The sequence below is a fragment of the Nocardia barduliensis genome, assembly GCF_013315795.1.
GTDB lineage: Bacteria > Actinomycetota > Actinomycetes > Mycobacteriales > Mycobacteriaceae > Nocardia > Nocardia barduliensis.
In genome coordinates this window covers 37,821-49,145 of record NZ_JABLTE010000022.1, presented here as the reverse complement: position 1 = coordinate 49,145, position 11,325 = coordinate 37,821, and the positions used below count along the sequence as shown (strand labels likewise).

Sequence of the window (11,325 nt, the reverse complement as noted above, 5' to 3'; positions counted from 1 at the left end):
ACCCGTTGATCACGGCCAGCTGAGTGCTTAGCCTGGAAAGACGCTGCTCGGCGACTCGGAGGAAGCCATGAGCGACAGGCCACAGAGCAAGGCCCCATTGGGTAAGGGCACACGCGTCACCGGGAAGTCACGCGATCGCCTACAAACCCAGCTGAAGAAGCAATATGAGGCGGGTGCGAGCATCCGCTCCCTGGCGCGGTCCACGGGCCGCTCCTACGGTTTCATTCACAACGTGCTGGTGGAGTCGCATGTGCAGCTCCGCAGCCGAGGTGGAGCCAATCGCCGCAAGGTCCAATAGCGCTGTGCCGGCGCGATGAGTTCGCGCCGCGAGGGCCGTCGACACAGTAGGGACACGTTGTCGACGGAAGGAACCTCGCGGTGCGGAACGTGCTGTTGCAGATCATGGTGACCCTGGACGGCTACGCGGCCGGCCCGGACGGAGCGCTCGACTGGATCGAAGTCGACGACCCCGAACTGGATGCCTACCTCGCCGAGCTGCTCGGCGGCGTCGATGCCCAGATCTTCGGGCGCACCTCCTACGAGCTGCTCGCGGGGTATTGGCCGGACGCGCAACGAAATCCGGCGACGCCCGGGGACGCGATGCTCGCGCCGCTGGTCAACGCGCTGCCGAAGCTCGTGCTGTCGCACCGGCCGGATCTGGACCTGCCGTGGCAGCCCGCCCGCCGGATCGGCGCGGATCTGCCCGCCGATATCGCGGAGCTGAAGAACGCCCCCGGCAGGCCGGTGGTGGTGTTCGCCGGTCTGCGCACCGCGCAGGAGTTCTTGCGCCTCGACGCGGTGGACGAGCTTCGGCTGCTGGTGTTTCCGGTGCTGCTCGGTGCGGGCCTGCCGCTGTTCGGCGGCGTCGCGCCGCGGCGGCTGCGGTTGGTGGACAGTGTGGCGTTCCGCGGCTCGGGTGTGCTGTTGCAGAGCTATCGCCGGGCTCAGTAGCCCGGCACCGTGCCGTCGCCGTCCACCAGCAGGTTGGCCAGACTGCGGAAGATCGGCAGCCCGGTCTTGATCTCCAGATAGGCGAACTGCCCCTGCGGGTTGACCTCGAGAAAGTAGTACTCGCCGTCGCGGCCCAGCCGTATGTCGAGCACACCGAAGGACAATCCGAGCGCGCCCATCAGGGTGGCCAGCGACTTGCTCACCGCCGCGGGCAGGTGGTCGGGCGTGAAATCGACCGAGGTGTCCAGGCGCGAGTCGACCTTGCCCACGCCGGACTGGGAGTCGATGCGCACGGTCCACTCGACGCCGTCCACCCACACCACGCGCAGGTCGCAGGTGGCCTCGACGTAGTCCTGGAAGGTGGTCGGCGCCGAACGGATCGCGGCCAGCCTGGCGAAATCGTCCCTGGCGATGATCCTGGTCTCGGCGAACTCCGCCCGGCTGGTGCCGGTGCGCTTGTAAACGACCGGACCGGGCCGGGATTCGACGAAGCTGCGCGCCTCGTCCGGGTCGTTGGTGATCAATGTCTCCGGCACCGCGAACCCGGCCCGCAGCGCCGTCTCGAGTTGCACGATCTTGCGTCCCGCGGTGCGGTCGGCGCCCGGGTCGTTGACCCAGTACGCGGGGATGGACCAGAGCAGGCCCTGAATGAATCCGTCGCACTCGGCCTGGCGGAAGTCGTTGTCCGACGCGCGGACACCCGCGGGCACCCGCGCCGGGTGCGGGCGCCGCCACCACACCGACCGGACGTCGTCGAGGCCGATCAGGTGCGACAGCGAGCGCGCGGTCCCGTGCCGGTCCAACCGGAAGCTGCCGGACTCGCGGGGAAAATCGCGCAGATCCAGGTGGATCGGACCGATCCCGTGGTGTTCTCGTAACGTCGCCGCCATCGCGGTGGCGTGTAGATCATCGGATTCGGACACGATCAAGACCGAACTCCGCCGGCGTGCGGCCATCCGCCTGCCGCTCAGTCGAGACTGTCGCAGTTGATGCCGTCGTCGCTGCCGTCGATCGACCTGGTCTGGCAGTAGGTGAACGTCGCCCCGCTGCTCGCCCCGGGGCAGTCGACGAGTTGCAGGCGATCGGCCCAGATTTCGGTGAGCCGGCGCAGCTGGTCGTCACCGAGCGCCGCGGACGGCGACTCCGGAATGGTCATCGGCCGATCGACCAGGTCGATGCGCAGTCTGCGGGTGAAGTCGGCGGTGGCGCCCGCGCGGATGTCCACGAGCACCGGACGCCCGTCCTGATCGGACTGCGGCACTGCGGAATCGACTACTCGTAAGACATCGGACCGACAGAACGTCCACGTTCCCTCGGCGACGCGCACACTGATCTCGCGGTCCGATTCCGCGACCAGCAGACCCTGGAGCGGAGGAACGCGGTCACCTGGCGGCGTCGTCCCGGGAAGGCGGATTGCGTCGGTCATAGCCTTTTCTCCGATCTGCTCACGATTTGCCACGACCCCCAAGCGTGTGAGCGATCATATCGCGACGAGGGTCGTCGGCGGATCGGATCGCGAGATTTCGCGGCCTGCGGCAAACTGAATTCCGAACGATAAGCATCGAGGACCGAAAGATTTCCGGTAGGCTGGAAAAGCCTACGACGCAATCATCGAGCTAATCCGATGCGCCGCCGGTCGGCGCCCATAGCCCGATATTGGCGGCTGTGCATCTGTACTTTCGCCGTCCGCCGTGATCCCATTCGCTCCAAACCGGTTGTGCCTGGCGGGGTCCGAGAGCCCGGCGGATCTCAGTTCCGGTTCGCGTTGCGCTCCGCCCACCACGCGGGGGCATCGATGAAGTGATTGTCGAACTCGTCCTGCGCAGCGGCCAGATCGGCCATCGTGGATTCGCCCGCGGCGATCCGTTCCAACAGCCGGAAGTACTCGAATCGCTGCACGCCAGGGGTGAGCGCGATCAGGATGCGCGCGGAGCTGTCCGGCGCGGCGCCGAAGGCGTGCGGCATGAACTTGGGCACCACGATCGAACCGCCCGCGCCGACGGTGACGATCCGGTCCCCGGCCAGCAGTTGCAATTCGCCTTCCGCGACATAGAACAGCTCGTCCGAACGCGTGTGATAGTGCGGCGCCGCGCCGTCCGCGCCGCGATCCATGGCGACCTCGAGCGTGCTGAGCCCGCCACCTGCCTCCTCGGCGTCGATCAACAGGCGCAGGGTGACCGATGTCGTGCGCAGGAGTTCCGCGTCCTGCGGCTGCCGGATGGCGACGTCCTTGCGGGGGGCCGGAATGGTCATCTGGATCTCCATTGGTTCGTCAATTGATAATTCGCTACCGAACTATATCTCGACGAATAGAATCCTGTCCATGACCGAGCGAAAAGCGGACGCCGTCGACGCCATCGTGGCGCAGTGGGAGCGCGAACGACCGGACCTCGACCTCGAGGCGATGGGGGTGGTCGGCCGCCTGAGCCGGCTGTTGCTGGTGGTGCAACGCGAGATCGAGGCGGTGTTCGGCAAGCACGGACTGCAACGCGGTGAGTTCGATGTGCTTGCCGCGCTGCGTCGTTCGGGCGCGCCGTTCGAGCTCAACCCCTCGGTGCTCGCCGACACGCTGATGCTCTCCCGGGCGGGCATGACCGGGCGGTTGGACCGGCTGGAGTCTGCGGGGCTGGTGCGGCGGATCGCGGACGCGCGGGACCGCAGGGCGGTTCGGGTCGCCCTCACCGAGGCGGGGCGGGAACTGGTGGACACCGTGGTCACCGAGCACACCGCGAACGAGGCCAGGATGCTGTCGGTGCTCACCGCGGGAGAGCGGCGGGAATTGGACCGGATTGCGCGAATTCTGCTGAGCAGCATGGAACCGGGCGCGCAGTCGGTTTGCTCATCCGGGCACTGATCCGCCGAATCTCGTTCTACATGGCGAAACTCGTGACTACCTGAGATTGCTGGTTTCTCGCGCCCGCCTGTCGCGCGGGTTTACCGTGGAGTAGTGCCGAAAGTTTCGGTGCGATTGTGCAAGGAGGACAGGATGATAGACATCATCACTCTCCGCGGCACCGGTGAGCCGCGCAACTCCGACGGAACGCCCGCGGGCATGCTGCACGACGTAACGAAACTACTCGACACCGATGCGTTCAGCTGCTTCGAACCGGAGTGGCCCGCTTCGGTAGGCCCAGTGCCGGAGGTCTGGGGTCCTTCACTGGAGACCTCGGTGCGCCTCGGCATCGCCGCCGGGGTGAAGGCGATCCAGGACTCGCCGAATGTCTGTGGGCTGCTGAGCTATTCGCTCGGCGGCATCTGCGCCAGCCGGATTCTGGAGGGCGTCCAGTCGGGGAAGTACAAGAACACCGACGGCACACCGTTGGAGATCGCGTTCGTGGTGAACATCGCCAACCCGTTGCGCCGTGCCGGGCAGTCGGTCGGAAACCTCTGCCCGGCGAGCACTTTCGGCCTGCACGGTCAGCGCGGAGCGTGGCCCGCCGCGGTCGCGGTCCGCGAGTACGCCAACCCCGGCGACATCATCACCGCCTCACCTGGCAATTCGCCGTTGCGCATCATCGGGGTCGGCATCTCCCCGTTCTCCTTCGTCGAGGGCGCCCGCATCGGCGACGTCGCGCCGTTGATCTTCGCCGAACTGCTCGAAATCCTGTTGCGCGATCCGATCGGCAATCTCGACCGCTACACCAAAGCGGTCCGCGGCGTCGTCGGCTACCTCACGCCCTGGCCCTACGGCCAGCACGTCCTCTACAACCACCAGCGGATGCCGGGTACGAACGTGCCGTGGACGACACACGCCGCCGAATACATCAACGCGACGTACCGAGCTTCGCGGGCGCCGGCGCCTCCCGCCGCTGCGGGCTGAGGCCGAGGCGGGAGACTCCTCACTGCTTGCGGCGAACCGAGGCCTCGACCAGATCCAGCACGGCGGAGAGGTTCTCGTTGGTGTGCCCGGAGGCGATCCGGGCGATCAGTCCGTCGAGGACGAGGTCGAGGTAGCCGAGCAGGACGTCGGTGGGCACGTCGTCGCGTAGCGCGCCAGCGGCCTTGCGGCGTTCCAGGCGGGCCAGGGTGGCCGCGGTGAGCTCGGCCGAACGCTGGGTCCAACCGGCGCGGAATTCGGGATCGGTGCGCAGCCGCCGCGCGATCTCCAGACGCGTTCCCAGCCAGTTGAACTGCTCCGGATGGGCGAGCATGTCGCGCATGACCTGCACGATGCCCTGGTTGGCCGCGACGTCGGCCATGCGTTCGGCGTCCTCTTGGGCGAGGGCGAGGAACAACGCGTCCTTGTCGCGGAAGTGGTGGAAGATGGCGCCCCGGGATAGTCCGATCTCCTCCTCGAGACGGCGCACGGTGGCGCCGTCGTAGCCGTATTCGGCGAAGCAGCGGCGCGCCCCGTCCAGAATCTGGCTGCGCCGGGCGGCGAGGTGATCGTCACTGACCTTGGGCACGGAATCCTCCAGTGGGGAAACACGGACCCCCGCATCGACGGTCCACCGATGCGGGGGTTCTCACGGTACGAGCGAGGCGAGCAGTGATCCGAGCGACCATTGGCGGCGCTGCCGAGAGCACTGACAACCCGGTGCTCGCGGACCCGCCGCCGCTTGCGCCTGACGCAACTCCGCCGGGAGCGAGTCTTACGAGCGACGTTCGCGCCCGTCTCGTGTTCGCGTGCCCGAAGCGCATGCGCCGCAGGCGCGAGTCTCGGGTGCGCGAACACGAGACCTCAGGGGCGCGAACGCGCGCCACCGAAGGTGGCGCAATCAAGCACGGATCATGTTGCGCAGCACGTACTGCAGGATGCCGCCGTTGCGGTAGTAGTCGGCCTCACCGGGGGTGTCGATCCGGACGACCGCGTCGAAGGTGATCTTGTCACCGTTCTCCTTGGTCGCGGTGACCTTCAGGGTCTTCGGGGTGACACCCTCGTTCAGCTGGGTGATGCCCTCGATGTCGAAGGTCTCGGTGCCGTCCAGCTTCAGCGACGCGGCCGACTCGCCCGCGGGGAACTGCAGCGGGATGACGCCCATGCCGATGAGGTTGGAGCGGTGGATGCGCTCGAACGACTCGGTGATGACGGCCCGCACGCCCAGCAGGCTGGTGCCCTTGGCGGCCCAGTCACGCGAGGAGCCCGACCCGTATTCCTTGCCGCCGAGCACGACCAGCGGGATGCCCGCGGCCTGGTAGTTCTGCGAGGCGTCGTAGATGAACGCCTGCGGGCCGCCCGCCTGGGTGAAGTCGCGGGTGTAGCCACCCGAGACGTCGTCGAGCAGCTGGTTGCGCAGCCGGATGTTGGCGAAGGTGCCGCGGATCATCACCTCGTGGTTGCCGCGGCGCGAGCCGTAGGAGTTGTAGTCCTTGCGCTCGACGCCGTTGGCCTCCAGGTACTGGGCGGCCGGGGTGCCCGGCTTGATGTTGCCCGCCGGGGAGATGTGGTCGGTGGTGACCGAATCGCCGAGCAGCGCGAGCACCCGGGCGCCCTTGATGTCGGTGACCGGCTCCGGAGTCTGCGGCATGCCCTCGAAGTACGGAGGCTTGCGCACATAGGTGGACTGCGGGTCCCACTCGAAGGTCTTGCCCTCCGGCGTGGGCAGGCCACGCCAGCGCTCGTCGCCCCGGAAGACGTCCTTGTAGTCCTCGAGGAACATGTCGCGGCTGATGACCCGGTCGATGGTGTCCTGGATCTCCTGCGGCGAGGGCCAGATGTCCTTCAGGAAGACGTCGTTGCCCTCGTTGTCCTTGCCGAGCGGGTCGTTCTCGAAGTCGAAGTCCATGGTTCCCGCGAGCGCGTAGGCGATGACCAGCGGCGGGGAGGCCAGGTAGTTCATCTTCACGTCGGGGGAGATGCGGCCTTCGAAGTTACGGTTGCCCGACAGCACCGCGGTGACGGTGAGGTCGTTGTCGTTGACCGCCTTCGAGATCTCCTCCGGCAGCGGGCCGGTGTTGCCGATGCAGGTGGCGCAACCGAACGCGACCAGGTTGAAGCCCAGCTTGTCCAGGTACGGCCACAGGCCGGCCTTCTCGTAGTAGCCGTTGACGACCTGCGAACCCGGCGCCATGGAGGTCTTCACCCACGGCTTGCGGGCCAGGCCCTTCTCCACCGCGTTGCGGGCCAGCAGGGCCGCGCCGAGCATGACCGACGGGTTGGAGGTGTTGGTGCAAGAGGTGATCGAGGCGACGACGACCGCGCCGTGGTCGAGCACGAAGTCGCCGTACTCCTCGGTGGAGACCTTGACCGGCTTGCTCGGGCGGCCCTCCGAGCCGTTCGCGGCGGACGGCGTGAACTCGGCGCCGTCGTCGGCGAAGGACAGCACGACCGGGTCACTGGCCGGGAAGGACTCCTCGACGGCCTCGTCCAGCTTGCTGTGCGGGGTGTCGGCGGCGGGGCCGCTCTCCGCGTCGTTGGTGTAGTTGTGGATGTCCTTGCGGAAGGCGATCTTCGACTCCGACAGCAGGATCCGGTCCTGCGGCCGCTTCGGGCCCGCGATGGACGGCACCACGGTGCTCAGGTCCAGTTCGAGGTACTCGGAGTAGGCGGGCTCGGTGTCGGGATCGTGCCAGAGGCCCTGTTCCTTGGCGTACGCCTCGACCAGCGCGACCTGCTCGTCGGAGCGACCGGTCAGGCGCAGGTAGTCGACGGTCACGTCGTCGATCGGGAAGATCGCCGCGGTGGAGCCGAATTCGGGGCTCATGTTGCCCAGGGTGGCGCGGTTGGCCAGCGGCACCTCGGCCACGCCCTTGCCGTAGAACTCGACGAACTTGCCGACCACACCGTGCTTGCGCAGCATGTCGGTGACGGTGAGCACCACGTCGGTCGCGGTCACGCCCGGGTTGATCTCGCCGGTCAGCTTGAAGCCGACCACGCGCGGGATCAGCATCGACACGGGCTGGCCGAGCATGGCCGCCTCGGCCTCGATGCCGCCGACGCCCCAACCCAGGACGCCGAGGCCGTTGACCATGGTGGTGTGCGAGTCGGTGCCGACGCAGGTGTCGGGATAGGCCTGGCCGTTGCGAACCATGACGACGCGGGCCAGGTGCTCGATGTTGACCTGGTGCACGATGCCGGTGCTGGGCGGGACGACCTTGAAGTCGTCGAACGCGGTCTGACCCCAGCGCAGGAACTGGTAGCGCTCACCGTTGCGCTGGTACTCGATGTCGACGTTGCGCTCGAAGGCGTCCGCGCGGCCGAAGACGTCGATGATGACGGAGTGGTCGATGACCATCTCGGCGGGGGCCAGCGGGTTCACCTTGTCCGGGTCGCCGCCCAGGGTGGCAACGGCCTCGCGCATGGTGGCCAGGTCGACGATGCACGGCACGCCGGTGAAGTCCTGCATGATCACGCGGGCGGGCGTGAACTGGATCTCGGTGTTGGGCTGCGCCGACGGATCCCACTTCGCGATGGCGCGAATATGATCGGCGGTGATGTTGGCGCCGTCCTCGGTGCGGAGCAGATTCTCCGCGAGGACCTTCAGTGCGTAGGGGAGTTTCTCGGTGCCGGGCACGGCGGAGAGGCGGAAGATCTCGTAGGAGTTGCTTCCCACCTCGAGGGTGCCCTTGGCGCCGAAAGTATCGATACTTGTCGTCACGTCAGCTCCACTCGTCTGTGAGGGCGGCCGTCGGCGGGGCTGTGCCGGCGACCGAGTCTTCGGAGGTGCTCCGGCGCCGCTGGGGCGCCGGTTCCTCGCGCCTACGACCTTAACAGTACGCTTGTCCTGTGAAATACCAGGGGGCGGTTCGGCGTGCCGCGCGCGACTGATGCGACACTCCGTCGCGTACTGTGCTTTCGAGCCAGCAAGGGAAACCTCGCTCGACCCTGCAGTGTTGGATGCCCGTCGCTTCGGTTGCCGATGCGGCTCGACAGACCGGATGGAAGATGACCGCCCCGCACAACTCGGTTTTCGCCCCTATGGCCGCCGAACTGCCGCCCAATGTCACCGCCGACACCGTGCGCTCGCTCAACGCCGATCTGGCCGATGATCATGTCGCGACGCTGACCGGCAAGGACGAGCCGCAGTTGGCCGCCATCGCCGCGGAGGCGCGATCGCAAGGAATCCCGCTGAGCATCGTGGTCGTCCCCGGCAATCCAGGACACGACTCGAGCCTACGGGACCTGGCCACCGAGGTGGGCAAGACACAGCACGGCACCGTCGTCGTCTTCAGCGACGACTGGATCGGCACCTACAGCGACTCGATCAGCCGGGTACGGCTGGAATGGGCCGAGGACGCCGCGAAGGGCAAGCAGGGCAAGAGCGGGGAGGCCGCGAGCATCTTCGCCGCCCGCTTGGAGGCGCCGGAGCAGGTGTCCTGGACCGCGCTCACCAGCACGCTGCTGGCCGGGACGGCGGTGGCCATCGCCGGTCTGTACTGGGTCAAGGCCCGGCGAGCGGCGAACGGGGCCGCACCGGTGCGCGTCGCGAGCGATCGGCCTGCGCAGGACGAGTCGCGCGACGCTCGCACCAGCTAGTCCGTCGCGGCGCGCGTCGACCCGGCGCGGGCGCGTCGGGTGCGGCCGACTCGACTCTCCGGGCTCACCCCGCTGCGATCGGCCCGCCGCCCGACCGTCGAAGTGCCACGTGGTTGGGTCGGATCGGTCGGGAACCTTCGCTGGATGTGAAGGCTGCCGCTGCCAGATCTGGGGGACAACCGGGTGTTCGGTTTCCGCAGTAGCTACTTTTCGTAGCGGTTGGTCTGTTGTGACACACCAGACAATAGACAGCATTTAGCAAACATCTAGCAATCCGTAGTCGCGGGCGCATAGTTGCGTGGATGTTGTTTTGTCGGTGACGTAAGTGTCTTACGGTTCGAATGGTCCCTGATGGGGAATATGTGTTTCCAGAGGCCATCTGACGACCACAGTGCGTCATGGTTCGCCTGATGCCCTCGAGGATTACCGGAATCCGGTCCTTGGAGGTGTGATGCGCAACAACGGCGCGCTGACCTACCGGCGCCGAATATCGGTCGCTGTGGGATTGCTGATCTCGGTCGCTGTAGTGGTCACGACCGGGCCGGTCGCCGCCGTGCCACCTGCTCCGCCAAATCCCAGCGACGGCCAGATCGCCCAGGCGGGCGCGCAGGTCGACGCCGGTGTCGCCGAAGTCGGCACGCTGATCAACCAGGTCGCCGCGGTCGATCACCAGCTCGGACAGCTCGACGACCTGGTCGCGCAGCGCCGGGAAGACGTCAACAAGGCGCTGGTCGACCTGCAGAACGCGCGCGACGCCGCCGACGCGGCCGCTGCCGTCGTGGTCGACACCCAGCTCGCGCTGGCCGACGCCACGGCCGAGGTGGGTCAGGCGCGGCGCAACTTCGACCAGTTCGCCACCCAGGTCTACACCCGGCCCGGGGCCGATTCGATGGTCACCTATCTCGCGGCGGCCACCCCGGCTGTCGCGCTGGACCGGGCACAGCTGCTCGACCTGGTCTCCAAGAATCGCCAGCAGGTGCTGGACGGCCTGCGGCGCGCGCAGATCGACCAGGGCAACAAGAACTCCAGCGCCCGCAGGGCGAAGGCGGACGCGGACGTGGCCGCCGCCGTGGCGGCGGCACGCAAGACCGACGCGGCGAACGCGGTCGCCGCGGCCGAGACGGAACTCGACCGGCAGACCGCGCAGCGCGACGACTTGCTGCGGCAGCGCCAGGACGCGCAGGGCCGGCTGGACCATGCGCGGCGGAACGTGGCGGGGCTACAGGACCAGCGCGACGCGTATCTCGCCTGGGACGCGCTGCGCAGAGCGGAGGAGGCCGCGGTCCGTGCCGCCGCCGCGGCCGCGGCCGCCCGTGCGGCCGCCGATCGGGCCGCGCAGGATCGCGCGGCCGAACTGGGCGCGGGCAAGCGCCCGCACACCCAGTTGGAGGACGCGGCCCCGCCGCGACGCAGCGCGCCCCGGCCGAACTCGCCGTCGGTCGGGGGCTCGTCGGCGATCGAGACCGTGGTCGATCGCGCGATGTCGCAGCTCGGCGTCACCTACGCCTGGGGCGGCGGCGACGAGGACGGGCCCACCCTCGGCATCCGCGACGGCGGCGTCGCCGACCGCCACGGCGACTACGACAAGGTCGGCTTCGACTGCTCGGGGTTGATGGTCTACGCGTTCGCCGGCATCGGCGTCTCGCTGCCGCACTACAGCGGCTATCAGTACAACGCGGGGACCCGGGTGCCGGTCGGTGATCGCGAACGCGGCGACATGCTGTTCTGGGGGCCGAACGGCAGTCAGCACGTGGCGCTGTACCTCGGCGACGGGAAGATGGTGGAGGCGCCGGAATCCGGCGACGTGGTGAAAGTGTCCCCGGTCCGGGAGGGCGGCATCATGCCGTTCGCGGTGCGCATCGTGTCCTGATAATCGGACATTCCGGGTGTCAGGCGGGCCGCGGGACCGCGGAATTCCCATTCTGTCGGGTCCGGTTGCGGCACAGGCGGTGATTACC

Annotated in this window: 11 protein-coding genes; 6 read left to right on the top strand and 5 right to left on the bottom strand. The window is 67.9% G+C overall.

What is annotated here, in order from left to right:
- Positions 1 to 67 precede the first annotated feature (67 nt).
- The gene (locus tag HOV91_RS39845; protein ID WP_043693584.1) at positions 68 to 298 is read left to right on the top strand and encodes a helix-turn-helix domain-containing protein; all 231 of its coding nucleotides are present in this window, start codon (positions 68 to 70) and stop codon (positions 296 to 298) included.
- Between the two features lie 80 nt (positions 299 to 378).
- Positions 379 to 951: a dihydrofolate reductase family protein gene (locus HOV91_RS12285; RefSeq protein ID WP_174185495.1), complete on the top strand. Its 573-nt coding sequence runs from the start codon at positions 379 to 381 to the stop codon at positions 949 to 951.
- On the opposite strand, the gene HOV91_RS12280 is transcribed toward HOV91_RS12285, so the two are convergent.
- The 3 genes from HOV91_RS12280 to HOV91_RS12270 all read right to left on the bottom strand — a co-directional run bounded on the left by HOV91_RS12280 (position 945) and on the right by HOV91_RS12270 (position 3,204).
- Entirely contained in the window at positions 945 to 1,874 is a 930-nt protein-coding gene (locus HOV91_RS12280) for an MvdC/MvdD family ATP grasp protein (protein WP_312884576.1), read from the bottom strand. The genes HOV91_RS12285 and HOV91_RS12280 overlap by 7 nt on opposite strands.
- Before the next feature lie 44 nt (positions 1,875 to 1,918).
- Complete coding sequence (locus HOV91_RS12275) at positions 1,919 to 2,377, bottom strand: hypothetical protein (RefSeq protein WP_174185493.1); 459 nt, start codon at positions 2,375 to 2,377, stop codon at positions 1,919 to 1,921.
- A gap of 323 nt (positions 2,378 to 2,700) precedes the next feature.
- Complete coding sequence (locus HOV91_RS12270; protein WP_174185492.1) at positions 2,701 to 3,204, bottom strand: cupin domain-containing protein; 504 nt, start codon at positions 3,202 to 3,204, stop codon at positions 2,701 to 2,703.
- Between the two features lie 70 nt (positions 3,205 to 3,274).
- Between HOV91_RS12270 and HOV91_RS12265 the strand changes: the two genes are divergently transcribed.
- Entirely contained in the window at positions 3,275 to 3,805 is a 531-nt protein-coding gene (locus HOV91_RS12265; RefSeq protein WP_174185491.1) for a MarR family winged helix-turn-helix transcriptional regulator, read from the top strand.
- Between the two features lie 132 nt (positions 3,806 to 3,937).
- Positions 3,938 to 4,771, top strand: coding sequence for a hypothetical protein (locus HOV91_RS12260; RefSeq protein WP_174185490.1), 834 nt, complete (start codon positions 3,938 to 3,940; stop codon positions 4,769 to 4,771).
- Between the two features lie 19 nt (positions 4,772 to 4,790).
- On the opposite strand, the gene HOV91_RS12255 is transcribed toward HOV91_RS12260, so the two are convergent.
- Positions 4,791 to 5,357 (bottom strand): TetR/AcrR family transcriptional regulator, encoded by a 567-nt coding sequence (locus HOV91_RS12255; protein ID WP_039798681.1) that lies wholly within the window; start codon positions 5,355 to 5,357, stop codon positions 4,791 to 4,793.
- A gap of 312 nt (positions 5,358 to 5,669) precedes the next feature.
- Positions 5,670 to 8,489 carry an aconitate hydratase gene (locus HOV91_RS12250; protein ID WP_174185489.1) on the bottom strand — a complete coding sequence of 940 codons (2,820 nt, stop codon included), beginning with the start codon at positions 8,487 to 8,489 and terminating at the stop codon, positions 5,670 to 5,672.
- Positions 8,490 to 8,776: 287 nt separating this feature from the next.
- Between HOV91_RS12250 and HOV91_RS12245 the strand changes: the two genes are divergently transcribed.
- Positions 8,777 to 9,367, top strand: a complete 591-nt coding sequence (locus tag HOV91_RS12245) for an Rv1476 family membrane protein (RefSeq protein ID WP_246350012.1) — start codon at positions 8,777 to 8,779, stop codon at positions 9,365 to 9,367.
- Between the two features lie 451 nt (positions 9,368 to 9,818).
- A complete protein-coding gene (locus HOV91_RS12240; RefSeq protein WP_174185488.1) occupies positions 9,819 to 11,237 on the top strand; it encodes an NlpC/P60 family protein in 1,419 nt (472 codons plus the stop codon).
- The last annotated feature ends 88 nt before the right edge of the window (positions 11,238 to 11,325 follow it).